The sequence below is a fragment of the Curtobacterium sp. MCJR17_043 genome (assembly GCF_003224315.2).
GTDB lineage: Bacteria > Actinomycetota > Actinomycetes > Actinomycetales > Microbacteriaceae > Curtobacterium.
Genome location: NZ_CP126259.1, coordinates 1,323,729 through 1,347,782, shown reverse-complemented (window position 1 = coordinate 1,347,782; position 24,054 = coordinate 1,323,729). Strand labels below are relative to the sequence as shown.

The 24,054-nt window shown below is 72.7% G+C and carries 17 protein-coding genes and 5 pseudogenes; 8 read left to right on the top strand and 14 right to left on the bottom strand.

What is annotated here, in order from left to right; translation table 11 throughout:
- The first annotated feature begins 78 nt into the window (after positions 1-78).
- Entirely contained in the window at positions 79-2,553 is a 2,475-nt protein-coding gene (treY, locus tag DEJ15_RS07050; RefSeq protein WP_110823749.1) for a malto-oligosyltrehalose synthase, read from the top strand.
- Positions 2,550-4,308, top strand: a pseudogene (gene treZ / locus DEJ15_RS07045) (malto-oligosyltrehalose trehalohydrolase). The gene treY and the pseudogene treZ overlap by 4 nt, the downstream one beginning before the upstream one ends.
- A 78-nt stretch (positions 4,309-4,386) precedes the next feature.
- On the opposite strand, the pseudogene DEJ15_RS07040 reads toward treZ, so the two are convergent.
- The 7 genes and pseudogenes from DEJ15_RS07040 to DEJ15_RS07010 all read right to left on the bottom strand — a co-directional run bounded on the left by DEJ15_RS07040 (position 4,387) and on the right by DEJ15_RS07010 (position 12,148).
- Positions 4,387-5,186 (bottom strand): annotated as a pseudogene (locus tag DEJ15_RS07040) (polyprenol monophosphomannose synthase).
- 115 nt (positions 5,187-5,301) lie between these two features.
- A complete protein-coding gene (locus DEJ15_RS07035) occupies positions 5,302-6,051 on the bottom strand; it encodes a class F sortase (protein ID WP_181419400.1) in 750 nt (249 codons plus the stop codon).
- On the bottom strand, positions 6,048-7,205 hold the full coding sequence (locus tag DEJ15_RS07030; RefSeq protein ID WP_110823745.1) for a family 8 glycosyl hydrolase: 1,158 nt from the start codon (positions 7,203-7,205) through the stop codon (positions 6,048-6,050). Before DEJ15_RS07030 ends, DEJ15_RS07035 begins: the two co-directional genes overlap by 4 nt.
- A gap of 115 nt (positions 7,206-7,320) precedes the next feature.
- Positions 7,321-8,139: a DUF4397 domain-containing protein gene (locus DEJ15_RS07025; RefSeq protein ID WP_110823744.1), complete on the bottom strand. Its 819-nt coding sequence runs from the start codon at positions 8,137-8,139 to the stop codon at positions 7,321-7,323.
- Between the two features lie 63 nt (positions 8,140-8,202).
- Positions 8,203-10,191, bottom strand: a complete 1,989-nt coding sequence (locus tag DEJ15_RS07020) for an ArnT family glycosyltransferase (RefSeq protein ID WP_110823743.1) — start codon at positions 10,189-10,191, stop codon at positions 8,203-8,205.
- Positions 10,188-11,480, bottom strand: a complete 1,293-nt coding sequence (locus tag DEJ15_RS07015) for a glycosyltransferase (RefSeq protein WP_284175992.1) — start codon at positions 11,478-11,480, stop codon at positions 10,188-10,190. Before DEJ15_RS07015 ends, DEJ15_RS07020 begins: the two co-directional genes overlap by 4 nt.
- Positions 11,471-12,148 (bottom strand): GtrA family protein, encoded by a 678-nt coding sequence (locus DEJ15_RS07010; protein ID WP_284175990.1) that lies wholly within the window; start codon positions 12,146-12,148, stop codon positions 11,471-11,473. The genes DEJ15_RS07015 and DEJ15_RS07010 overlap by 10 nt, the downstream gene beginning before the upstream one ends.
- Positions 12,149-12,521: 373 nt before the next feature.
- On the opposite strand from DEJ15_RS07010, the gene DEJ15_RS07005 reads away from it, so the two are divergent.
- Positions 12,522-12,659: a hypothetical protein gene (locus tag DEJ15_RS07005; RefSeq protein ID WP_284175989.1), complete on the top strand. Its 138-nt coding sequence runs from the start codon at positions 12,522-12,524 to the stop codon at positions 12,657-12,659.
- Between the two features lie 3 nt (positions 12,660-12,662).
- On the opposite strand, the gene DEJ15_RS07000 is transcribed toward DEJ15_RS07005, so the two are convergent.
- Both DEJ15_RS07000 and DEJ15_RS06995 read right to left on the bottom strand, forming a co-directional pair.
- A complete protein-coding gene (locus DEJ15_RS07000) occupies positions 12,663-14,447 on the bottom strand; it encodes an ArnT family glycosyltransferase (RefSeq protein ID WP_284175987.1) in 1,785 nt (594 codons plus the stop codon).
- 319 nt (positions 14,448-14,766) lie between these two features.
- Positions 14,767-15,771 carry an aldo/keto reductase family protein gene (locus DEJ15_RS06995; RefSeq protein ID WP_110823739.1) on the bottom strand — a complete coding sequence of 335 codons (1,005 nt, stop codon included), beginning with the start codon at positions 15,769-15,771 and terminating at the stop codon, positions 14,767-14,769.
- Between the two features lie 200 nt (positions 15,772-15,971).
- On the opposite strand from DEJ15_RS06995, the pseudogene DEJ15_RS06990 reads away from it, so the two are divergent.
- The 4 genes and pseudogenes from DEJ15_RS06990 to DEJ15_RS06975 all read left to right on the top strand — a co-directional run bounded on the left by DEJ15_RS06990 (position 15,972) and on the right by DEJ15_RS06975 (position 18,266).
- A pseudogene (locus DEJ15_RS06990) lies at positions 15,972-16,533 on the top strand (YceI family protein).
- Positions 16,534-16,652: 119 nt separating this feature from the next.
- Positions 16,653-16,868: a hypothetical protein gene (locus DEJ15_RS06985; RefSeq protein ID WP_284175985.1), complete on the top strand. Its 216-nt coding sequence runs from the start codon at positions 16,653-16,655 to the stop codon at positions 16,866-16,868.
- A complete protein-coding gene (locus tag DEJ15_RS06980; RefSeq protein WP_284175984.1) occupies positions 16,783-17,220 on the top strand; it encodes a TIGR03086 family metal-binding protein in 438 nt (145 codons plus the stop codon). The genes DEJ15_RS06985 and DEJ15_RS06980 overlap by 86 nt, the downstream gene beginning before the upstream one ends.
- Positions 17,221-17,264: 44 nt before the next feature.
- Positions 17,265-18,266 (top strand): aldo/keto reductase, encoded by a 1,002-nt coding sequence (locus DEJ15_RS06975; protein WP_110823736.1) that lies wholly within the window; start codon positions 17,265-17,267, stop codon positions 18,264-18,266.
- A 211-nt stretch (positions 18,267-18,477) separates the two neighbouring features.
- On the opposite strand, the gene DEJ15_RS18105 is transcribed toward DEJ15_RS06975, so the two are convergent.
- Both DEJ15_RS18105 and DEJ15_RS06970 read right to left on the bottom strand, forming a co-directional pair.
- Positions 18,478-18,708 (bottom strand): hypothetical protein, encoded by a 231-nt coding sequence (locus DEJ15_RS18105; RefSeq protein ID WP_349814843.1) that lies wholly within the window; start codon positions 18,706-18,708, stop codon positions 18,478-18,480.
- Positions 18,709-18,786: 78 nt separating this feature from the next.
- Complete coding sequence (locus tag DEJ15_RS06970) at positions 18,787-19,419, bottom strand: oxygenase MpaB family protein (protein ID WP_349814842.1); 633 nt, start codon at positions 19,417-19,419, stop codon at positions 18,787-18,789.
- Positions 19,420-19,472: 53 nt separating this feature from the next.
- Here DEJ15_RS06970 and DEJ15_RS06965 point away from each other — a divergent pair.
- Positions 19,473-21,205: pseudogene (locus tag DEJ15_RS06965) on the top strand (long-chain-fatty-acid--CoA ligase).
- A gap of 42 nt (positions 21,206-21,247) precedes the next feature.
- On the opposite strand, the gene DEJ15_RS06960 reads toward DEJ15_RS06965, so the two are convergent.
- The 3 genes and pseudogenes from DEJ15_RS06960 to DEJ15_RS06950 all read right to left on the bottom strand — a co-directional run bounded on the left by DEJ15_RS06960 (position 21,248) and on the right by DEJ15_RS06950 (position 23,641).
- A complete protein-coding gene (locus tag DEJ15_RS06960) occupies positions 21,248-22,027 on the bottom strand; it encodes an ABC transporter permease (protein ID WP_110824004.1) in 780 nt (259 codons plus the stop codon).
- Positions 22,028-22,098: 71 nt separating this feature from the next.
- Positions 22,099-23,219 (bottom strand): annotated as a pseudogene (locus DEJ15_RS06955) (ATP-binding cassette domain-containing protein).
- A 203-nt stretch (positions 23,220-23,422) separates the two neighbouring features.
- Complete coding sequence (locus tag DEJ15_RS06950; protein ID WP_284175982.1) at positions 23,423-23,641, bottom strand: hypothetical protein; 219 nt, start codon at positions 23,639-23,641, stop codon at positions 23,423-23,425.
- Positions 23,642-24,054: the final 413 nt, after the last annotated feature.

The window sequence follows — 24,054 nt, the reverse complement described above, 5'->3', positions numbered from 1 at the left end:
GCCACACCCCCCCTCCGACGACGCTGCGTCCGAGCGCGACGCTCCCGCCGCCGGATCCGACACCCCTGGAAGTGCCGCATGACCCGCCGCAACCCGACCTCCACGTACCGCCTCCAGGTCACCGCCGACTTCGACCTCGACGCCGCGCGCGACGTCGTGGACTACGTCCGTGACCTCGGCGCCGACTGGCTGTACCTCTCCCCCGTCCTGCAGGCGGAGCCCGGCTCCGGCCACGGGTACGACGTCGTCGACCACAGCCACGTCGACACCGACCGCGGTGGCGACGACGCCCTCCGGGCACTGGCCGAGGCCGCGCACGCGGCCGGGCTCGGCGTCCTCGTCGACGTCGTGCCGAACCACGTCGGCGTGGCCACGCCGGCCGTGAACCCGTGGTGGTGGTCGCTGCTCGAGCACGGCCAGGAGTCACCGATGGCCTGGGCGTTCGACGTCGACTGGGCGGCCGGCGGCGGACGCATCCGCATCCCGGTCCTCGACGACCGGCTGCTCGACAGTGTCACGCTCGACACCGGCAGCGCCGACGACGCGCCGCGCCTGCTCGTCGGGGAGACCGCGTACCCGACCGCTCCTGGCACCGTGCACGACGGCGACGACGTCGCGACCGTGCACGCGCGGCAGCACTACGAGTTCGTGCACTGGAAGCGCGCCGACTCGGAGCTGAACTACCGCCGGTTCTTCGCGGTGAACACCCTCGCGGCGATCCGCGTCGAGGAGCCCGAGGTGTTCGCCGCCTCGCACGGGGTCATCGGCTCGTGGTTCCGCGACGGGCTCGTCGACGGGCTGCGCATCGACCACCCGGACGGCCTGACCGACCCGGCCGGCTACCTCGACGACCTCGCCGACCTGACCGGCGGCGCCTACACGCTCGTCGAGAAGATCCTGGAGCCCGGCGAACTCCTGCCGTCGTCGTGGCCCGTCGACGGCACGACCGGCTACGACGCGCTCGGCTTCATCGACCGCGTGTTCGTCGACCCCGCGGGCGAGGCACCCCTCACCGCGCTCGAGGACCGCCTGCGCGGCGAGCACGTCGCCTGGCAGGACCTGACCCGTGGCACCCGTCGAGGCATCGCCGACGGCATCCTCAACAGCGAGGTGCGTCGTCTCGCCCGCCTGCTCGTCGTCGACCCGGTCGTGCAGGCCGACGGTGCGCCCCTCGCCGAGGACCGCATCGTCGACGCCGTCGCCGAGGTCGTCGCGAGCTTCGAGGTCTACCGGACCTACCTGCCCGAGGGCATCCACCACCTCGTCGAGGCCCTCGAGGTCGCGGCGGAGTCCCGACCGGACCTCGCCGACGTCATCGACCGCATCGCTCCGGCGCTGTGCGACGGGGACGACGCCGCAGCGATCCGCCTGCAGCAGACCAGCGGCATGGTGATGGCGAAGGGCGTCGAGGACACCGCGTTCTACCGGACCTCCCGACTGTCCTCGCTGAGCGAGGTCGGCGGCGACCCGAGCATCTTCTCGGTCACCCTCGACGAGTTCCACGCCGCCCAGCGGGAGCGCCTCGCCAGCTGGCCGCTCGCGATGACCACGCTCACCACGCACGACACGAAGCGCAGCGAGGACACCCGCGCCCGCATCGCGGTCCTCGCCGAGCTCGGCGAGGAGTGGACGGCGACGTTCGACCGGCTGAACGCCCTCGCCCCGCTCGCGGACGGAGTGTTCGCGAACCTGCTCTGGCAGGCGATCGTCGGCGCCCGCCCGGCCTCCCGCGAGCGGCTGCACGCCTACGCCGAGAAGGCCTCGCGCGAAGCCGGCGACAGCACGACGTGGACCGAGCCGGACGAGGCGTTCGAGCAGCAGATGCACGCCCTCGTCGACGCGTCGTTCGACGACCCCGCCGTGGTCGCCGAGCTCGACGCCCTCGACGAGCGGATCACCGCGGCGGGCTGGTCGAACGGCCTCGGCGCGAAGATCCTGCACCTCACCGCGCCCGGCGTCCCCGACGTCTACCAGGGCACGGAGGCCTGGGACCGCTCGCTCGTCGACCCCGACAACCGTCGTCCGGTCGACTACGCCGAGCGCCGCCGGGTCCTCGCGACGCTCGACGGGGCGGACGACGACGGGCCCGACGCGCTCCCGGCGATCGACCTCGACGCCGCTGCCAAGACGCTCGTCACGAGCCGTGCCCTCCGCGCCCGCCGGGACCACCCGGAGCTCTTCAGCCGGTACGTCCCGCTCGACGCGACCGGTCCGGCCGCCGACCACGTGGTCGCGTTCGACCGTGGCGGCGCCGTGACGATCGCCACCCGGCTGCCGCTCGGTCTGGAGGCCGTGGGCGGTTGGGCGGACACGCTGCTGCACGTCGTCCCCGTCGAGCGCGTCGACCTCTTGACCGGTCGCCGGTTCCCGGCGGACCGCGACCTGCTGCTCGGCGAGCTGCTCGCGGACTTCCCGGTCGCGCTCCTCGTGCCGGCCGACGTCGTCGACGGCGCCGGACACGACGCCACGGACACCGCGAACACGAACACCACCACCGACGACACCGAGACCGACGCGCAGGCCGAGGTCGAGATCCTGGAGGGTCACGCATGACCAGTCCTGACCGCTACGGCGTCTGGGCCCCCCGAGCCCGAGAACGTCCGCCTCGTCGTCGACGGGGCCGAGTACCCGCTGACACGCGGCGACGACGACTGGTGGACCACCGACGCGGTCCTGCCGGTCGTCGGCGCCCGCTACGGGTTCCGCATCGGCGACGACGACGCGGTCCGCCCCGACCCGCGCAGCCGGTTCCAGCCCGAGGGCGTGCACGGCCCGTCCGAGGTCGTCGACCCGTCCCGCTTCGCCTGGACCGACGACGCCTGGACCGGCCGCCCCGTCCGCGGTGGCGTCGTGTACGAGATGCACGTCGGCACCTTCACGCCCGAGGGCACCCTCGACGCCGCCGCCGCGAAGCTCGAGCACCTCGTCGAGCTCGGCGTGGAGTTCGTCGAGCTCCTGCCGGTGAACGGCGTGAACGGTGAGTGGAACTGGGGCTACGACGGCGTCGCGTGGTACGCGGTGCACGCCCCCCTACGGTGGGCCCGACGCGTACGACCGCTTCGTCGACCGCGCGCACGCGCTCGGTCTCGGGGTCATCCAGGACGTCGTCTACAACCACCTCGGCCCGAGCGGCAACTACCTGCCGCTGTACGGCCCGTACCTCGTGCAGGGCCTGGCGAACACCTGGGGCGACTCGGTCAACGTCGAGCACCCCGAGGTCCGCCGCTACGTCCTGGACAACGTCCGCATGTGGTTCCGCGACCACCACGTCGACGGCCTGCGCCTGGACGCCGTGCACGCGATCCGCGACACGACCCGGCCGCACGTCCTGGCCGAGATGGCGAGCGAGACCGACGCCTACTCGTCCTTCATCGGACGCCCGCTCTCGCTCATCGCCGAGTCGGACCTCAACGACCCGGTGATGTTCCGTCCGCGCGAGGCCGGCGGCTACGGGCTCGCCGGGCAGTGGTCGGACGACTTCCACCACGCCGTGCACGTCGCCGTCACCGGGGGAGACGAACGGCTACTACGCCGACTTCGCCCCGCTGACGGCACTCGCGAAGGTGCTCGACCAGGGCTTCTTCCACGACGGCACGTGGTCCTCGTTCCGCGGCAAGCGCCACGGTCGCCCGATCGACCGTGGGACCTCCCCCCACGACCGCGCTCGTCGTGGCGAACCAGAACCACGACCAGATCGGCAACCGGGCTGCCGGCGACCGCCTGGCTGCGACGGTGTCGGACGAGGGGCTCGTCATCGCGGCGGCCCTGACCCTGCTCGGCCCGTTCACGCCGATGCTGTTCATGGGCGAGGAGTTCGCCGCGACGACCCCGTGGCAGTTCTTCACGTCGCACCCGGAGCCGGAGCTCGGCAAGGTGACGGCCGAGGGCCGCATCAAGGAGTTCGCGGAGCACGGCTGGGACGAGTCGACGGTGCCGGACCCGCAGGACCCGACGACGTTCACGAACTCGAAGCTCGTCTGGGCCGACGCCGAGTCGGAACGTGGTGCCCGCATCCTCAACGCCTACCGGGTGCTCGTCGCCCTCCGCCGGACCGACGAGGCGTTCGTCGACCACCGGTACGAGGCGAACGCGGTGCGGTTCAGCGAGGACGAGCGCTGGCTCGTGCTCACCCGCGGGCTGCTCGGCCCCTCCGCGGCGCCGGTGCACGTCGTCGTCAACCTGTCGGACGCCCCGACGGAGGTGCCGCTCGTGGGTGCCAGCGGTGAGGTGCTGTTCAGCTTCGGCGACGCCGACTTCGACACCGACGGCGTCCGCTTCGGCGGCCGTGGCCTCGTCGTGGTGCGCTGACCGCGCACCCACCGCATGACGGACGGGAGGCCCACCACCAGCTGGTGGTGGGCCTCCCGTCCGTCGTCGGTACGCCCGTCAGGCGGTGGGGTTCGGCACCGTGTGTGCGTTCGCGCGCACCGACGGGAGCCGCCGGCGGTGCCGGAGGAGCGACCGCGCCTCGCGGAGCCGCCGGTCGATCCCCCCACCGCGTCACGAGCGTCAGGCTCTCGCGCACGATGTTCCCGCTCATCTTCGAGACCCCGAACTCCCGTTCGGTGAACGTGATCGGCGTCTCGACGACCCGCAGACCGGCCTCGAGTGCACGCCAGCAGAGGTCGACCTGGAAGCAGTAGCCCTTCGACGCGATGCCGTCGAGGTCGATGCGTCGGAGGGCGTCCGCGGTGAAGACGCGGAACCCGCCGGTGGCGTCCCGCACGTCGACGCCGAGCGCGAGCCGCGTGTAGAGGTTGCCGCCGCGTGAGAGGAGCTCCCGGTGCCAGGGCCAGTTCTTCACGCGCCCGCCGCGCACCCACCGGGAGCCGAGGACGAGGTCGGACGTGTCGGCGAGCTCGGTCATCCACGGCAGGTACTCCGGGTGGTGCGAGCCGTCGGCGTCCATCTCGACGAGCTTCGCGTACCCGGCGTCGAGCCCCCACGTGAACCCCGCCAGGTAGGCACCGCCGAGGCCGTCCTTGACGGTGCGGTGCAGGACGTGCACCCGGTCGGTCTCGCCGGCGATGGTGTCGGCGATCTCCCCCCGTGCCGTCCGGGGACGCGTCGTCGACGACGAGGACGTGCACGTGCTCGTCGGTGGCGTCGAGCGTGCGGCGGATGATCGGCCGGATGTTCTCGGCCTCGTCGTACGTGGGGATGATCACGAGGGTGCGGTCGGGCATCGGGTGCTCCTGTTCGGTGTCCTGCCGGGGTCCGGGTCGGGTCGGGTGTCCGCGTCGGGTCGGGTGTCCGCGTCGGGTCGGGTGTCCGGGGCCGGGTCGGGTGTCCGGGGCCGGGTCAGTCGTCGACGAGGTCGGCGAAGACGATGAGGTTGTCCGTGTAGTGCCCGGTGGCGGTGTCGAAGGTGCCGTCGCACGTGATGAGCCGCAGCGTCGGGGTGGGTGTGGTGCCGTAGACGTCACTCGTCGGGAAGGCGCTCTTCGCCGCGCGTTCGGTGCGGTCGACGGCGAAGGTGCGGGTGCTGCCGTCCGTCATGGCGACGGCGATGCGGTCACCGGCGACGAGCTCGTCGAGGCGGAAGAAGACCGCGGCGCTCGTCGGGCTGTCGACGTGCCCGGCGATGACGGCCGGGCCGACCTCGCCCGGCACGATGCCGTCGCTGAACCAGCCGGCGTCGTCCCAGGCCTCGGGCGGGTCGAGTTCGCCGGCGGCCCCGCGGTGGAGGTCCTCCAGGCCCGCGTCGACCCCGATGGCCGGGATCGACACCCGGGTCGGCGTCGCGTCGGAACGGGCCGCCGGTGCCGCGGGGTCCTGGAACCCGGCGATGTCCCGGTCGCCGCTCGGCGCGGACGAGGGACCGGGCGCGGACGACGAGGCCGCGGACGGGGTCGCGGTCGGTACGCCGGCTGCTCCGTCGCTCCCGTCATCGGCAGCCACGGCGACACCCGTCGCCACGGCGCCGGCGGCGACCACGACGGCCACGGCCGCGCTCAGGGCGACCCGGTGCCGGCGGAGCCGCGTGCGCAGTGCCGTCCCCGCTGCGCCGCCGTCCGGGCGGACGGCGCGACGACCGCGCTGCCCGGTCACGACGTGCCTCCGCCAGCGGTCGCGCACCCGCCGAGCACGTCGGACGTGAGCATCGTCGCGCCGAGTGCCGCCCACGCGTCGCCGTAGTACGTCGGCGTCGTGGCGGCGGTCCGGTCGGCACGCTCGAGGTCGGCCGCCGCCGCACTCGTCGACCCGGCGGCCCGTTCGGCCGCGGCCCGGGCGACGTAGGCGAGCGCGCTCCGGTCCCCCGTGACGGCCGTGCCACCGAGGTCGAGCTGCGCCGCGAGCTCGGTGCTGCGGCGCAGGGTCGGCACCAGGCCGGCGGCGAGGGCCCGGTCGGACGGGGTGCACGCCTCGGCGTACCGGAGCGGCATCCGCATCGCGTCGTACCCGTACAGGACCCGTGGGTCGGACGCACTCGTGGGCATCGCGTCGACGGCGCCGTCCGGGTGCACCTGCGACCAGTCGCTCGGCAGGTCGGTCTCCTCGAGGACCGCGGAGGTCACGGCCGTCGACCCACGCTCCAAGGCTGCCCACCGGGCGTCACCGGTCGCGTCCCCGAGGACCCGGTAGGCGGCCGGGGACGCGTAGGAGGCGTTGTACCGGTACGGGTCGGAGTCCGCCCACGGTCCCGGCAGGAGCACCAGACCGGCGTCGGTCGAGGCGGTCTCGTGGTCGAGCACGGCGTCGGCCAGCCGCGTGCCGGCAGCCGTGAGACGGTCGTCGCCCCACGTCTTCCCGGCCAGCACGAGCGCCCGGGCCGCGTCGAGGTCGGCGTCGCTCGCGGACTGCGCGTCCGCCACCCCGCCGTCGGTCGTCCAGCGCCACGCGAGCAGGTGGTCATCGGTGAGGAGGTGCTCCGCCGTCCACGACCAGATCTCGCCGAAGCGCTCGCGGTCGCCGGCCGCGTACGCGATGAGCAGGCCGTACGCCTGACCCTCGCTGACGGTGTCGTTCCCCTGGTCCTTCCGGACGACCCGGCCGTCCTCGACGTACCGGTCGAGGAAGTCCGTGCGGAGCTGCTCGGGGGTCCGCGGCCCGCCGGCCGCGGTCGTCGACGTCGGGGTGGAGACGCCGCCGGCCTCCGGGGCGCGGTCGGACCACGGCTGGACCGCGGCCACGGCGATGCCGCCGGTCACGAGGACCGCGGCGAGCGCGACGGCGGTCACGGGGATCCAGTTCCTGCGGGTCATGCTGGCTCGCTCTCTGCTGGGTGGTGGACGTGCGGTGTCGGACGGGAGGCCCGGCGGGCGTCCGCCGGTCGGCACACGACGGCCGGGCCTCCTGTCCGGGTGGACGTCGGCAGGATCAGCCGAACAACCCGCGGAACACACGGACGACCGCGTGGACCAGGTCGGTCGTCGGCCGCGCGGCGGCCGTGCCGCCCCCACCGGTCTGCACGCCGCCGGCCGGGGTCTCGGCGGTCGCCGCCGCGTCCGTGACCGGGACGACCGTGAGGTCGCCCTCGCTGTCGTCGAGGACGAACAGCGTCGAGACGGTGTTGCCAGCGAGGTCGACGTCGGCGCTGCCGGTCTGGCCGCCACCCGAGATGTCGAGGTCCCACTTGCCGGCGTCGACCGTCGCGTACTTCGTCGCGGTGCCGAACGCGGCGTCCGAGGCGATCGCGGTGCCCTCGGCGGTGCTGACGTCGACCGTCTTCGCGGTGGTGGCGGCCTGCACGAGGCGGAGCTTCGCCTTGCCGTCGCCGGGCTGCTGCAGGTCGTCGGTGAACGCGGCCGTCTTCAGCGCGCTGCTCTTGCCGAACGCCACGACGGTGCTCGCGTCGCCACCCTGGACGGTGACGTCGGTCGAGATGACCGGCGTCGAGTCCGGCGCGTCGGACGCACGCATGGACAGGACGTACGTGCCGGTCGGGAGCTTCTCGTAGGGGCTGACCTGGCCGTAGGCGACGTCGTCGAGTTCGAAGACGGTCTTGCCGCCGGACAGGCCGGACAGCTCGACGTCGACGCTCTTGGTGTCCGGGGACAGGTGCCCGATGCGGAGCCAGCCCTGGCTGGGCGCGGCGCTCGCGGACTGCGGGGCGAGGCCGACGGTGGCGGCGACGAGGGACGCCGCGAGGGCGCCGACGACGACCGTGCGGCGGCGGGTGGGGAGGGAGGCGGTCATGGTGGTGCTCCTTCGGGTGGGAGGCGTGCTGGGTCGGGTACGGGTGGGGCGGGCCGCGGGGGGTCACGGCGCACCCACCTGCGCGATGGTCGGGTCGGTCGCGGACCAGCGGACGGTCAGGGTGTCGCCGTCGCGCTCGATCGACTCCGGACGGTAGGTGTCCGCCATGGCGTCCAGGGTCTGCTCGGTCGCCGCGGCGGCCCGCACGCTGCTCGCGTGCAGGACGACCTGCCGGAACGTCTGCCCGTCCTCGCCCGGCAGCGGGGTGAAGCGGTCGACGCCCACGGGACGGTCGGCCAGGACCTGACCGAGGGAGACCACGGCGCGCGGGTCCACCTGGCCGGCGCGGAACTGGGACGCGGTGCCGGCGTCGGCACGGAGGGCGGGGTTCTCCGCGAGCTCGGTCCCGAGCGTCTTCCGCAGGTCGCTCGCCCTGGTGGCCTCACGCTCGGCCGCTGTCCGTCCCTGTGCGTTGATGAGCCGGACGTCGACCTGCTGGTTGCCGGTGCCGAACGACGCGACGGTCGTCGAGTTCGCGATCGCCTGCCGCACGTCGGACGAGGAGGTCCCGCCGGTGCGCATCGAGTCGGTCGTGACGACGTAGTCGGAGTCCTTCCAGCCGTTCGGGGACTGGCGCTCCACGGCTCCGTCGGTGTCGAGCTTGTAGTACCAGACCACGTTGTTCCGCGCGAAGCCGTCGTCGACCAGGTCGACCCACATGGCGTCGTCGACGAGCAGGCGGGAGCTCTTGTCGACGTTGTCGCCGATCCAGTCCTGCGCCTGCGCCATCGGTCGGTCGAGGTCGGCGACCAGGAACCCGCGCAGCTGCGTGCCCCAGAGCGGGACGGCGACGACGACGGCAGCGGCCGTGCCGAGCGCCCAGACCCCGCCGAGCGTGCGACGGCCGGCACCGCGGACCCGGTTCCGGGCGCGGAACGCGGTGGCCCCGGTCACGGCGAGCACGGCGCGCTCCGCGACGTACGCGACGAGCAGGGCGCCGAACGGCACGAGCATGATCACGTACGGCACCGGCAGGTACCCGTTCGGGCGGAACATGAACACGAGCAGGAAGACGAGCAGCGCGGCGATCGGCCGGACGCGGCGGAGGAACAGACCGACGGCCGCGGCTGCCGAGCCGAGCACGATGAACACCGGGTCGAGTGCCCACCACTGCGCTGCGGCCTCGTTCGCGAGGCTGCCGCCGGTGAAGACGGAACCGCTCGCCGCACGCGTGCCGAGCTGGTAGGTGATGCCCTCGAGCAGGCTGACCCGACCGGCACCCGGCAGGAGCTCGCCCTTGACGCCGGCGAGCAGGACGTACGCGCCACCGATCACGGCGAGGACCGCTCCGGCGACGCTGAGCGTGTACCGACGGGTGCTCGGGTCCGCTCGACGGGCGGCGGTCCAGACGAGGAACGGCAGCGCCAGCAGGAAGGTCTCCTTGCTGAGCACCGCGATCCCGAAGCACGCGGCGGCGCCGATGAACCCGGCCAGCTGCTGGCGGCGACTCAGCACGAGGACGAAGGCGGCCAGCAGCCACGGGGTGGCGACGTTGTCGATGTAGACGGTGCGGTGGTACTGCAGCGCCAGCGGCGAGAGGCCGAAGACGAGCACCGCGGCGGCCGCGGTGGGCCGGGCGGCACCGAGACGGCGGGCGAGCACGAAGAGGAGCACGGCGGAGACGGCGGCGAAGAACACCATCGCCTCGCGAGCGGCCTCGACGGCGAACGGGTAGCGGGCGAACGCGCCGGTCAGCTGCGTGTAGCCGGCGATCTGGACCCAGCCGAGCGGCGGGTGGTCGTACCAGTACGTGTAGTGCGTGATCTCGCCGAGGTGGGTGATCGCCCACGCCTGTGCGGTGTACGTCCCCTCGTCGTCGATGCGCTGCGGGGTGCCGCCCATGTTCCAGGCCTGCACGACCGCGGCGATCGCGACGACGGGCAGGAGCCAGGCCGCACTCCGGGCGTGCACGCGGATCCAGGTGCCGAGGCCGGACGAGTCCCGTGTACCGCGGATCGGGATGCCGGTCGTGTCCGTGATGCTGGCGGTCATCGGTCACCTCCCGCGGTGGCGCCGACGAGGGTCGGCTCGGGTTCGGTCACGGCCGACGGGAAGCCGACGACCTCGGGCTGGCCGGCACCGCGGTGCTGGCCGGTGTGCTCGGTCTTCTCCCAGCCGTTCTGCTTTCGGGCGTGCCGGATCACGGCACGGACGGCCGCGGCGGCGAGGAACACCTGGTACGGCACGAGGCCGAGCACGAGCTTCACGTAGTCGCGGACGCGGACCTTCTCCTTGTAGAGCCGGCCGAACTCGCCGAGCCCGGCGATCTCGACCGCGAGCAGCATGAGCGTCGGCGCGAGCGGGATGAACGAGATCAGGGCGATCCCGGTGGGCACCTTCACGAACGCGATCATGACCACGCTGAGCGGGATGAGCAGCCCGGTCGCGGCCTGGATGAACGGCATGGTGAGCAGGTAGCGGGCGAAGAAGCGCTGCTTGAACGTGGGGAGCTTCTTCCACTCGCCCTTCTCGAGGACCTGCAGGAAGCCCTGGTTCCACCGGGTGCGCTGCTTCAGGAGCGAGGCGAACGTCGGCGGGGTCTCCTCGCGGGTGACCGCCTCCGGGCTGTACGCGACGACGACCTTGGCGTTGTCGGCCGACAGCCGGACGCCGAGCTCGCAGTCCTCGGCGAGGCAGTGCGCGTCCCAGCCGTCCGACCAGTCGAGCCGCTCCTTCGTCACGAAGACGGTGTTGCCGCCGAGCGGGATGAACTTCGACTCGGCGTGGAAGTGCAGGCGTGACCGGAACCAGAAGTAGTACTCGAGCACGTTGCGGAGCGACCACCAGCTGGACTTGAAGTTCATGAGCTGCACGCCGCCCTGCACGACGTCGGCGCCGGTCTCCTGGAACCGCGAGTCGACGAGGCTGAGCAGGCGCGGGTAGACCTCGTCCTCGGCGTCGAACACGCCCACGATGTCGCCGGTCGCGTACTGCAGGGCCAGGTTCATCGCCTTCGGCTTGTTCTTCGGCAGGGTGTCGTCCACCACGACCCGGATGAGCCCGGGGTGCCGGGCGGCGGCCTCACGCACGACCCGGTCGGTGCCCGGGTCGTCCTCGCCGACGATCGCGATGATCTCGAAGTCGGGGTGGTCCTGGGTGGCGAGCATGTCGAGCGTCTGCCCCATGACCTCCTCCTCGTGCCGCCCGGGCACGAGGAGCGTGAAGCGGTGCGCGGCCGGTCGCGGCGTCTGGCTGAAGCTCGTGGCGCGGAGGGCCGAGCGTGAGCGCCAGGCGTGCAGCATCCACCAGAGGGTGGACAGCGCGACCAGGGTCAGCAGCACGGAGATCGCGACGAGCGCCGAGTAGCCGATCCACTCCCCCCAGGGACCAGGCGACGTGCGCGCTCTGCCCCGACCCGCCGGTCGGGACGTCCGTGGTGCCGCGGTTCGGGACGTCCCCCCGGCGTCCCGGCGGGGTCGTTCGGCTGGAGCAGCGGCGCGGCGGCCGCTGTCAGCGTGGTGAGCATGGTCATTCGGTGGGCTCCTTCGTGCGACGAGCGTCGGGGGGAACGGAAGACGAGGGTCTTGTACGCGGCGAAGCGGAACGCTGTGCCGAGGACGAGACCGACCCCGTTGCCGGCGACGTTGTCGGCGAGGGTGCTGGTGAGACCGAGGACGTGGTGTGAGACGAGCAGGCAGCCGGCTGCGATCGCGAGCCCGCCGGCGTTCGTGGCGGCGAAGAGCACACCCTCCCGGACCGCCTCCCGACGGCCGCGGGTGCGCTGCGTCCGGAAGGTGACGAACCGGTTGCCGAGCCAGGCGACCAGGGTGGCGACGACGACCGACACGGCCTTCGCGGTCACGGCGTGGTCGGCGAGGACGCCGGCACGGAGGACGTTGAAGACGACGAGGTCGACGACGAAGGCGATGAGGCCGACAGCGCCGAAGGTGGCGAGCTCCCGCACGGCCCGGGTCAGGCGGACGAGACGGGAGGCCGCCGCAGCGGCCACGGGTGCTGCCGTCGCTCCGGGCGTGACGGCTCCACGGCTGGTGGACGGGTGCGGGGTCGACGCGGGCGCCACCCCCCTGGACGGGTGGCACCAGGACGGGGGGTCACTGGTGAGCGCATGCCCCCCGATTCGGGGGGTAACGGGGAGGTGGTTTGGTCGGGGTACAGGGTTTGCCAGGCCCCTGCCAGTCGCGCGACACGCGCTGTTCATCTGCCATGGCCCGCCACTCCGTCATGTCGAGCGTCCACGGAGGCGCCGACGCCCGTGCACGGGGAGGTCACCCCGCTCGGCCGACACCGCCGCGCAGCACACCGGGCCCCGCGGGGTCGTTCGGCGACCAGGTCGCAGCGACCTCGGTGCCGCGCCGGTGGACGTGGTCCGGCGCCAGCGCACCCTCGAGTCCGCGCAGGCGCATCTCGGCCCGCTCGGCGGCGGCGGTGTTCGTGGCCCGCAGGACGACGCCGCGGCGGGCCGTCTCCTGCTCCCCCCGGCACGACCGGGAGCGCGGTGAGCGTCACCGGACCGGCCGCGAGCGCCGCCCCGATCCCGACCGTCGCCCGCTCGTCGACGCCCCCCGCTGCGGAGGAGCGCCGTCTGGTCGTCCGAGGCACGGAGCGCCGGGTTGCCGGCGAGCTCCGTCCCGACCCGCTCCCGGGTCGCCGCGGCCCGCTCCGCACCGGCCCGGAGGTGTTCCGCCCCCCTGCCGGTCGATGCGCCGGACGACGACCTGTTCGCCACCCTGGCCGAAGACCGCGACCGGCGCCGAGGCGCGGAGTGCGGCCTGGATGCCCGGCAGCTGCGTGGCGCCGATCGCCACGGACTGCGTCGTCACGATGTAGTCCGCGTCGCGCCAGCCGGAGGGGTTCTGGCGTGCGACGGCGCTGTCGGTGCTGAGCTTGTAGTACCAGATGACGTTCTGCCGTGGGAAGCCGGCCCGGACGAGGTCGACCCAGAGTGCGTCGTCGACCAGGAGCCGGTCCGACCGGGAGACGTTCGCGGTGATCCAGTCCTGCGCGCCGAGCATCGGCGCATCCGCGGAGGTCGCCATGAACGACCCGAGCCGGGCGGCGGAGGCGGGAGCGGCGGCGCCGACGACCCCGACCGCCGCGACCGACCAGAACGTCAGTCCGACGACCGAGACGACCAGGCGACCCGGTCTGCCCGACGGCTCGCCGGACGCCCGGGCCAGCCGTGCCCGTCGGACCGCATCGACCACCGCCCGGGCGAGGACGTCCGAGACACCGGCGATCGCGAGGGCGGCGAACGGCAGGATCGCGATCGGGTACGGCACGGGCAGGTACCCGTTCGGACGCAGCACGACCGCGATGAGGAAGACGGCGACGGCTGCGACCGAGCGCAGACGCGGCACCGCCAGTGCGGCGACGCTCGCGACCACCCCGAGCGCCACGAAGGCGGGGTCGAGGCCGAGCCACAGGCTCACCACGTGGTTCGCGGGCGTCGCCGGGTCGAACACCGAGCCGCTGCCGCTCCGGTCCCCGAGCTGGAACGTGACGCCCTGCCACAGGCTGACGTGTCCGGGCCCGGGCACGAGCTCGCCCTTCGTCGCCGCGAAGACCAGGTACGACGACCCGCCCAGCGCCAGGACGACCGCGGCGACGCTGAGCGTGTACCGGCGGATCTCCGGGTGCGCCGACCGCCACATCGTCCACGCCAGGAACGGCAGGGCGAGCAGGAAGGTCTCCTTGCTGAGGACGGCGGCGACCATGCAGGCGGCCGACCCGGCGAACTCGACGAGCTGGTGGTGCCGGGACACGGCGAGCACGAAGGCCGCGAGGAGCCAGGGGGTCGCGACGTTGTCGATGTACACGTCGCGGTGGTACTGCACCGCCAGGGGCGAGAGGGCGAACACCAGCACCGCCGCGGCGGCGGCCGGGCGGCTGACCTGCAGCTTGCGCGCGAGCACGTACAGCAGGGCGGCGGAGGCGACCGCGAACACCACCATCGCCTCGCGCGCGGCGCCGACCGCGGTCGCGTGCCGCACCCAGGCTCCGGTCGCCTCCGTGTACAGGGCGATCTGGATCCACCCGAGCGGCGGGTGGTCGTACCAGTAGGTGTAGTGGGTGAGGCCGCCGAGGTGGAACACCGACCACGCCTGAGCCGCGTACGTGCCCTCGTCGTCGATCCGCTGCGGGTTGCCCTCCAGGCCGACCACGAGCACGGCGGCCGTCACGGCGAGGACCGGGAGAGGCCACGCCAGGTCGCTCGCGGACGTGCGCGCCGCGGCGGCGACGGCGCTGTCGGCGAACGACCGGCGGGCTCCGATCGAGGAGGCGGTCACGGGCACCGCAGCAGGTCGCGGGCGTGCGGGAGCAGGGGCATCGTGGAGCCTTCGGTCGTTCGGGTCGCCGGGCAGCAGCGTGGTGAGCGGTGCTCCGTCATCACAACACCGGCCCGGGTTCCCGCACAGGGCACGAGGACGCGTCTGCGGTTTCCCGCACCGATCACGCGGTGTCCCCACCGGAGTGCCCTGCGCCTCCGCCGCCGGTCACGAGCCGAGCAGCGGTCGCCTGCCGGTGGCGCACGACGGACGGGAGGCCCGGTACCAGCTGGTACCGGGCCTCCCGTCGGTTGGTCGGTCGCGACCGCGACCCGCCGGATCAGGCGGGGCGCTGCGCCGGCGACACGTTCTTCGACGCGTCGCGCTCGGGGATGTCGCCGAGTGCGTCGTCGATCGCGGCGAGCGCGTCGGCGTCGAGGGTGACGCCCGCGGCCTTGACGTTGTCCGTGACCTGCTCCGGGCGTGATGCCCCGACGATCGCGGACGCGACGTTCTCGTTCTGCAGCGTCCACGCGATGGCGAGCTGGGCGAGCGTGAGTCCGGCCTGGTCCGCGACCGGCTGCAGGCGCTGCACGGCCTCGAGGACCTCGTCGCGCATGAACCGCTTGATCATGTCGGCGCCGCCCTTCTCGTCCGTGGCGCGCGAGCCCTCGGGGAGCGGCTGGCCCGGCTTGTACTTGCCGGTGAGCACGCCCTGCGCGATCGGGGACCAGACGATCTGGGACAGACCGAGCTGCTTCGAGGCCGGGACGACCTCGCCCTCGATCACGCGCCACAGCATCGAGTACTGCGGCTGGTTCGAGATGAGCTGGAAGCCGAGCTCCCTCGCCAGCGCGGCACCGGCGCGGATCTGCTCGGCGGTCCACTCGCTGACGCCGATGTAGAGCGCCTTGCCCTGGCGGACGACGTCCGCGAAGGCCTGCATGGTCTCCTCGAGCGGCGTCTCGTAGTCGTAGCGGTGCGCCTGGTAGAGGTCGACGTAGTCGGTCTGCAGCCGCTCGAGCGAGCCGTTGATCGACTCCATGATGTGCTTGCGGCTGAGGCCGACGTCGTTGTGCCCCTTCGGGCCGGTCGGCCAGTACACCTTCGTGAAGACCTCGAGGGACTGCCGACGCTCACCCTTGAGCGCCTCGCCGAGGACGGTCTCGGCGGCGGTGTTGGCGTACGTGTCCGCGGTGTCGAACGTGGTGATGCCGGCGTCGAGCGCTGCCCGCACGCACTGGGTGGCGACGTCGTTCTCGACCTGCGAGCCGTGCGTCAGCCAGTTGCCGTAGGTGATCTCGGAGATCTTGAGTCCGGAGTTGCCCAGGTACCTGAATTCCATGTGCCCGACGCTACTGGAGTGAGCGCTCTCGTGAGGGGTCTCCGCAGTACCCGGGTCGACTCCTCGGTGAACAATGGTTGACGCTTCAACCAAACGGGTGCAGGATGGGGTAGCATCAAGGTCGATGCAGGCGCATGCACCACCGCGCCGGCCCCCCCGACTCACCGCTCGAAGACACATCGCTCGAAGAAGGACACACCATGGCTCTCACCGCCTCCGCCATCCCCGGCTACGTCACCGGCACCTGGAAGCTCGACCCGACCCACTCCGAGGTCAGCTTCTCCGTCCGTCACCTCGCGATCAGCAAGGTCAAGGGCAAGTTCGAGCAGTTCGACGCGACGCTCGTCACCGCCGAGAACCCCCCTCGACACCACCCTCGAGGCCTCGATCGACGTCGCCAGCATCAACACCAACCAGGCGCAGCGCGACCAGCACCTCGCGACCGGTGACTTCTTCCTCACCGAGGAGCACCCGCACATGACGTTCCGCTCGACGGGCATCCGCGAGGACGGCGACGACATGCTCATCGACGGCGAGCTCTCGCTCCGCGGCGTCACCAAGAACGTCACGCTCAAGACCGAGTTCGGCGGCGTCACCACCGACGGCTACGGCCAGACCAAGCTCGGCGCCGAGGCGACGACCAAGATCGACCGCACCGAGTTCGGCGTGAACTGGAACGCCGCGCTCGAGGCCGGTGGCTTCACGCTCGGCAACGACGTCACGATCAACCTCGACGTGCAGTTCGTCCTCCAGGCGGCCTGACCCGCGGTCCCACTCGACGAGCCCCGGCGCCCTCGGCGTCGGGGCTCGTCCCGTGTCCCGACGCACGACGTGCCGAGCGGTAGCGTGAGCAGCACCGCTGACGAACAGGAGTCACCACGATGCCCACCGACTGGATCGCCCTGCAGACCATCGCGGCCGCGGAGTTCGGCCGCCGCGTCGCCGCGGTCACCGACTGGGACGCCGCCACCCCCCGACTCGGAGTGGACGACCCGGGACCTCGTCGCCCACGTGGTCGACGAGCAGCGGTGGATCCCGAAGCTCCTGACGGGGTGCGACCACGAGCAGGCCGCGGCCGATCTCGAGCCGATCGGTGACGACCTGGTGGCGGCGTGGGAGCGGCACTCGAGCGCGGCGATCGAGGCGTGGCAGCGCGCACCGCGGGACACCCCGGTGCACCTGGCCACCGACGTGGTGAGCGCCGGGGAGTACCTGGCGGAGCAGACGAGCGACATCGCGATCCACACGTGGGACCTCGCGCGGGCCACCGGCAGCGACGAGCACCTGCCGGACGAACTCGTCGAGGCGGTGTGGACGCACTTCGAGCCGCAGATCCAGTCCCTCGCCGCGACCGGCCTGTACGCGGCCCCAGTGCAGGTGGACGACGATGCTCCGCTGCAGGTGAAGCTCCTCGCGGTCACCGGGCGCGACGCCCGCACGACCGCCTGACCGTCCCGTCGGTACCTGCACCGTCACGTCCCGGGAGGACCCGCATGTCCGACACCACGACCGTCCCCACCACCCGCCTCGGCAGCTCCGGCCTCGAGATCTCGAGCATCGTCCTCGGGATGATGTCCTACGGGGACCCGTCCGCCGGTTCGCATGCCTGGAGCGTCGGACTCGACGACGCCCGGCCCTTCGTCCGCCGCGCCTTCGAGGCGGGCATCACCACGTTCGACACCGCGAACGTCTACTCCGCCGGCAGCAGCGAGGAGATCACCGGGAAGCTCCTGGCGGAACTCGCCCCGCGCGAGGACGTCCAGGTCTTCACGAAGGTCTACAACCGGATGCGCCCCGGGCGGAACGGTGCCGGACTGTCGCGTGCGGCGGTCATGCACGAGATCGACGCCTCGCTGACCCGCCTCGGCACCGACTACGTCGACCTGTACCAGATCCACCGCTTCGACCCGGACACGCCCGTCGAGGAGACGATGGAGGCGCTGCACGACGTCGTCAAGTCCGGGAAGGCCCGGTACATCGGCGCGTCGAGCATGTGGGCATGGCAGTTCGCCGAGATGCAGCACGTCGCCGAGCTGCACGGCTGGACGCCCTTCGTGAGCATGCAGGACCAGTACAACCTGCTCGAGCGCGAGGAGGAGCGCGAGATGCACCCGTTCTGCGAGCACACCGGCGTCGGTGTCATCCCGTGGAGCCCGCTCGCGCGCGGCAAGGTCACCCGCCCGTGGGACGCGCAGGGCTCCGGCTCGCGTGCCGACACCGACGAGTTCGGCAAGACGCTGTACCGCCAGGACGAGGACGCGAACCGCGCCATCGTCGACGCGGTCGGGCAGGTCGCCGAGGAGCGGGGCGCGAGCATGGCGCAGGTCGCGCTCGCGTGGGTCGCCGGCAAGCCCGCCGTCTCCGCGCCGATCATCGGCGCGACGAAGGAGCACCACATCGACGACGCGGTCGCGGCGACCGCGATCACGCTGACCGAGGACGAGGTCACGCGACTCGAGCAGGCCTACACCCCGCGGGTGCCGTCCGGCTTCTGAGCCACCGGCGGACGGGAGGCGCGGCTCCAGCTGGTGCCGCGCCTCCCGTCCGTGCCAGCGCTGTCCGCACCCGGGCCGGACGCGCTGTCCGCACCCCGGGCCGGTCGGGCCCGCGAGGTCGCACGACACGCCGCCCGCGCGGCGCCGAAGTCGCACGAACGCTCGGCCGGGACGTGTCCGAACGGCCGAGCGTGCGACCTCGGCCAGACCGTCAGGCGCCGTCGATGCCCCGCTCCGCCGCCGCCTCGCGCTCCAGCCGGGCGATGCGGGCGAGCGCCGCACGCTCGGTGCCGGACTGGGTGCCGAGCACGCTGCCGATGCCGTCGAGGACGACCCCGGTCGCCCGGTCGACGGGCAGCTCGATCGGTCCGATCGCGGGCGTCCGGATGCCGAGCAGCGACCGGTGCCGCGGGTCGAGGGTCGAGACCGCGCCCTGGTACACCGCCCGGTAGCCCGGTCGCAGCAGCTGGGCGAGCGGGGGGGTTCTTGATGAAGCGCAGGACCTCCCGGGTCCTGGGCGTCACCGCGAGCTCCCCGCGGTCGAGGTACCCGTCCATCTGGGCGCGTAGCTCGGCCTCGGACTCGGGGGGCGTCCGCGACCCGCATGAGCCGACCGGCGACCGCCCACTCCTTGACGTAGGCGTCCGCCCCGCCGGGGATCGGCTGCCCCCCAGCGCTGCGCCGTGCGCAGGAACGCGTCCGTGAACGCCAGGTGCACCCAGCGCGCCAGGTCGGGGTCGTTCGCGGTGTACGGCCGTCCGACGCCGTGCCCGTCGACGTACACGCCGCGGACCCGCTCGTGCAGCTTCAGCACCCACTCGCTCCCCGCCCGGGCGGTCGCGGTGTCGCCGTGCGTGACGGTGTAGATCCACCGGATCGTGCCGGCGAGCCGACCGAAGGGGTCCTCCTTGTACCGGGAGTGGTCCGCGACGCCGGCGAGCGCACCCGGGTGCAGCGCCTGGACGAGCAACGCGCGCACACCGGCGACGATGGTCTGGTTGCCGCCGTGCACCGACCACGTGGCCGAGCCCGGGCCGAAGAAGCCGGCGTCGGTCCCCTGCTCGAGGGCGTCCACCCACTCCGGACTGCCGGCGGTGCTGCCCGTGAACGTGGCCTGCAGACGGGTGCGGAAGGCATCGGAGACGAACGACATGGTGCAATGGTCCGTCGCGCCCCTGACAGTGCGCCCTCCGTCCGCCCGGGAGCATGCCTGACGAGGACTCGGGTCCGCCCGCTAGGTTGGTCCGCGTGAGCATCGACACGCCTCGTCCCTGGCTTGCCTCCTACGCGTCAGGGGTGCCGCACGACATCGAGCCGATGACCGGGTCCCTGCCGGACCTGGTCGAGCAGTCCGCGGCGCGCTGGCCGAAGGCGGTGGCGCTCGAGTTCTTCACGCGGACGACGACGTACGCCGAACTCGAGGAGCAGATCGCGCGCGCGGCCAACGGCCTGCGGAAGCTCGGGGTGACGAAGGGCGACCGCGTGGCCCTCGTGCTGCCGAACTGCCCGCAGCACGTCGTCGCGTTCTACGCCGTGCTGCGGCTCGGCGCGATCGTGGTCGAGCACAACCCGCTCTACACCCCGCGCGAGCTCCGGCACCAGTTCGAGGACCACGGCGCGAAGGTCGCGATCGCCTGGGACAAGTCGGTCGCCACGCTGCAGGACTTCCCCTCGGACCTCGCCCTCGACGCGGTCGTCTCGGTCGACCTCACGCGCGCCATGCCGCGCCGCACCCGCCTGGCGCTCTCGCTGCCGGTCGCGAAGGCCCGCGAGTCGCGCGCGAAGCTCACCGCACCGGTCACCGGTACGACCCGCTGGGACGACCTGGTGTCGAGCCGGAAGCTGTCGAAGCGGCACCCGCGCCCGGAGACCGACGACGTCGCGCTCATCCAGTACACCTCGGGCACGACCGGCACCCCGAAGGGCGCCGTCCTGACCCACCGCAACCTGCTCGCCAACGCCGCACAGGCCCGCGCCTGGATCCCCCCAGATCAGCGCCGGTGACGGCAGCGTCGTGCACGCCGTGCTGCCGATGTTCCACGCCTACGGCCTGACGCTCTGCCTGACCTTCGCGATGAGCATCGCCGGGCGCCTCGTGCTCTTCCCGGCGTTCGACCCGGCCCTCGTGCTGGCGGCGATCAAGAAGCGCCCGCCGACGTTCCTGCCGGCCGTGCCGCCGATCTACGCGCGGCTGCAGCACGCCGCCGACTCGGCCGGGGTGTCGCTGCAGGGCATCGACATCGGCATCTCCGGCGCGATGCCGCTCTCCCAGGACGTCATCGAACCGTGGGAGGCCCGCACCGGCGGCTTCCTGGTCGAGGGCTACGGCCTGTCCGAGTGCTCTCCGGTGCTCATGGCCAACCCGGTGTCCGACGCCCGTCGACTCGGCGCGATCGGCCTCCCGCTGCCCTCGACCGAGTGCCGCGTGGTGGACCCCGACGACGAGACGAAGGTCCTCGGCACCGGCGAGTCCGGCGAACTGCAGGTGCGCGGGCCGCAGGTGTTCAGCGGCTACTGGGGCAAGGCGGACGCCACCGACGAGGTGTTCACCCCCGACGGCTGGTTCCGGACCGGCGACATCGTGGCGATCGACGCGGACGGCTTCGTGCGGATCGTCGACCGGCTCAAGGAGCTCATCATCACGGGCGGCTTCAACGTCTCGCCGTCCGAGGTCGAGGACACCCTGATGAAGCACCCGAGCGTCAAGGAGGTCGCGGTCGTCGGCATCACGCAGGCCGGCAACGAACAGGTCGTCGCCGCGGTGGTGCCCGCCGACCCGTCCTCGTTCGACGCCGACGCCCTGCGCGCCTGGTGCCGCGACCAGCTCGCCGCGTACAAGGTGCCGCGGCGCGTGGTGGTCGTCGAGGACCTCCCCCCGCTCGATGATCGGCAAGGTCCTGCGCCGCAAGGTGCGCGACGCGATCACCGACCGCGACTAGGAGCACTCCGGGCGGCCCACCGCGGCCGCCCGGAGCCCTGCGTCAGGTGCTGCTGATCCGGGTGTACTTGCGCACCGCCCACGGCACGAACACCGCGAGCATCACCACGATCCCGATGAGCACGGTGGCGACCGGGTGCTGCATCGTCCAGATGTCCGGCACCGGCGCGGACCCCGCGTTGCCGAACAGCTGCCGGGCGGCCTGCACGAGCGACGACACCGGGTTCCACTCGGCGAAGACCCGGAGCACGAGCGGCATGGTCTCGCTCGGGACGAACGCGTTCGAGATGAACGTCAGCGGGAACAGGATCATGAACGACGCGTTGTTGATGACCTCCGGCGTCCCCACACTCATGCCGAGCAGGGCCATCACCCAGCTGAACGCGTAGCTGAACAGCAGCAGGAGCCCGACGCCGGCCAGGAACTCGAACGGCGACGAGGTGACCCGCCACCCGACGGCGAGGCCGGTCACCATCATGATGACCATCGAGATGCCGTTGAGCACGAGGTCCGAGGCCGTCCGGCCCACGAGCACCGCTGACGCCGACATCGGCAGGGTGCGGAACCGGTCGACGAGCCCGTCCTTCAGGTCCTGCGCCATCGCCGACCCGGAGAACGTCGCCCCGAACACGACCGTCTGCGCGAAGATCCCGGCCATCAGGAACTGCGTGTAGTCGGTCCCCTGCACGCTGATCGCACCGCCGTACACCTGGCTGAACAGCAGGACGAACATGATCGGCTGGAGGACGGCGAAGACGAGCATGTCCGGCGACCGCTTGAGCTTCGTGAGGTTCCGCTTCGTGACGACCCAGCCGTCCTCCATCCACACCGCGAGCGGGGACGTCACCACGACGGGCAGCTGCCGCCCGAGGGCCGACCCGGTGGACGTCGCGGTCACCGGCTCCGCTCCCGTCCGGCACCCGCCGCCAGGTGTGAACCGGCGTCCGGGTCACCGGGCGACCCCGCCCCGGTGCCGGTGGCGCCGCCGTCTGTCGGTGGTGCTCCGCGGCCCCGCCGGGAGGCCCGGCCCGCGCCCGACCCGTCGCCCGCCTCCGCCTCGTCCGCCGTCGCCGCGTGCCCGGTCAACCGGAGGAACACGTCGTCGAGCGTGGGGCGGCGCATGCCCGCGTCGTGCAGCGCGACGTCGGCCGCCCCGAGGTCGGCCAGGACCCGTTGCAGGGCCGCCGGCCCGGCGTCGACGGCGACCGCCAGCGACCGACCGTCCGCACTGGTCTCGACCTCGCCGCTGCCGTGACGCCGGAGGACGGCCGTCGCGGGCTCCCCGTCGGCGGCGTCGACCAGCGTCACCGCGAGCCGGTGTCCGCCCACCTGCGCCTTGAGCTCGTCCGAGGTGCCCTCGGCGATGACCCGACCGTCGTCGATGACGGCGATGTCGTCGGCCAGCTGGTCGGCCTCCTCCAGGTACTGCGTGGTGAGGAGCACGGTCGCACCGTCGGCGACGAGGTCCTCGATGATCCCCCCAGAGCGCGAGACGGCTGCGCGGGTCCAGGCCCGTCGTCGGTTCGTCGAGGAACAGCACCCGCGGGTTCATCACGAGTGCCCCGGCGAGGTCGATCCGTCGGCGCATGCCGCCGGAGAACCCCTTCACGGGCCGGTCCCCCCGCCTCGGCGAGCCCGAACACGTCGATGAGCTCGCGGGCCCGGTCGCGCGCGGCCCGGCGTCCCAGGTGGTACAGCCGGCCGATCATCTCGAGGTTCTCGGCCCCGGTGAGGTTCTCGTCGACCGCGGCGTACTGCCCGGACACGCCGATCGCGCGCCGGGTGCCCTGCGGGTCGGCGACGACGTCGGTGCCGGCGACGGTCGCGGTGCCGGCGTCCGGGACGACCAGGGTGGTGAGCACCTTCACGGTCGTGGTCTTCCCGGCGCCGTTCGGGCCGAGCAGTGCGGTGACGGTGCCCTCCGGCACCGAGAGGTCGAGGCCCGCCAACGCGTGGACGGGCCCCGACCGTGACGTGTACGTCTTGGTGAGGTCGGTGGCCTCGATGATCGCCATGTCGCTCCTTCGTGACCGGCTGGACAGGAGGGGCCGGTGGAGCGCGGAGCGTCACTCAGACGTCGAAGCCACCACCGAAGTCGCCGCCGAAGTCCTGGTCGAACCCGCCGCCGTCGTTCGAACCGCCGAAGTCGGATCCGCCATCGCCCCAGGAGGCGTTCTCGTACCCGCCGCCGTCGGACGCACCGCCGTCGCCGGATCCGTCACCAGTGTCCCCCCTGACCGCCGTCGTCCGCAGCCCCTGCATCGGTTCCACCGTCGAACGACCCGGGGTCCGGCAGGAAGGCGCTCATCAGGGCGGACCCGATCACGTACCCACCGACGGTGCCGAGCAGGGAGGCGCCGAGCATGCTGCCGAAGCCGGATCCCTGCCGTCCGCCGAACCCGCCGCCGCCGCCGATGCCGCCGAGCGAGCGCTCCATGTACCCGGGCTGGCGGAGCTCGGAGCGGGTCGCCGACTGGGCCAGGGAGCGGGGGGTCGTCGCCGCGCGGGGCCTCACCGGCGGGTGCGGTGCGCGTGAACTCCTCGTAGACCATGCGGCGCTGCTCCGGGGTGAGCTGCGCGAAGGCCTCGGCGTGCACCTCCTCGATGCGCTCGGGCGGAGCGGTGCGGAGCAGGTAGCGGTAGCGCGCGACGGCGCGCTCGTCCTCGCCACCGCCCTGCTGCTGCGGTGCGCCGGTCGGCTGCTGCGGTGCGCCGTACGGCTGCTGGTACGACTGCTGGCCGTACTGGTACCCCTGCTGCTGTCCGCCGCCGGGTCGTGGCTGTGCCGGACGCTCCTCGCGGCCGAGCAGACGGTCGAGGAATCCCATGACGTGCTCCTTCGTGCGGACA

Excerpts from the sequence above, each read along its gene's own strand:
- DEJ15_RS06975 (WP_110823736.1), top strand. The coding sequence starts at position 17,265 with ATGTCCGACACCACGACCGTCCCCACCACCCGCCTCGGCAGCTCCGGC.
- DEJ15_RS06960 (WP_110824004.1), bottom strand. The coding sequence starts at position 22,027 with ATGGAGGACGGCTGGGTCGTCACGAAGCGGAACCTCACGAAGCTCAAG.
- treY (WP_110823749.1), top strand. The coding sequence starts at position 79 with ATGACCCGCCGCAACCCGACCTCCACGTACCGCCTCCAGGTCACCGCC.
- DEJ15_RS06985 (WP_284175985.1), top strand. The coding sequence starts at position 16,653 with ATGCCCACCGACTGGATCGCCCTGCAGACCATCGCGGCCGCGGAGTTC.
- DEJ15_RS07025 (WP_110823744.1), bottom strand. The coding sequence starts at position 8,139 with ATGACCGCCTCCCTCCCCACCCGCCGCCGCACGGTCGTCGTCGGCGCC.
- DEJ15_RS07020 (WP_110823743.1), bottom strand. The coding sequence starts at position 10,191 with ATGACCGCCAGCATCACGGACACGACCGGCATCCCGATCCGCGGTACA.
- DEJ15_RS06970 (WP_349814842.1), bottom strand. The coding sequence starts at position 19,419 with ATGTCGTTCGTCTCCGATGCCTTCCGCACCCGTCTGCAGGCCACGTTC.
- DEJ15_RS06995 (WP_110823739.1), bottom strand. The coding sequence starts at position 15,771 with ATGGAATTCAGGTACCTGGGCAACTCCGGACTCAAGATCTCCGAGATC.
- DEJ15_RS06950 (WP_284175982.1), bottom strand. The coding sequence starts at position 23,641 with ATGGAGCGCTCGCTCGGCGGCATCGGCGGCGGCGGCGGGTTCGGCGGA.
- DEJ15_RS07030 (WP_110823745.1), bottom strand. The coding sequence starts at position 7,205 with ATGACCCGCAGGAACTGGATCCCCGTGACCGCCGTCGCGCTCGCCGCG.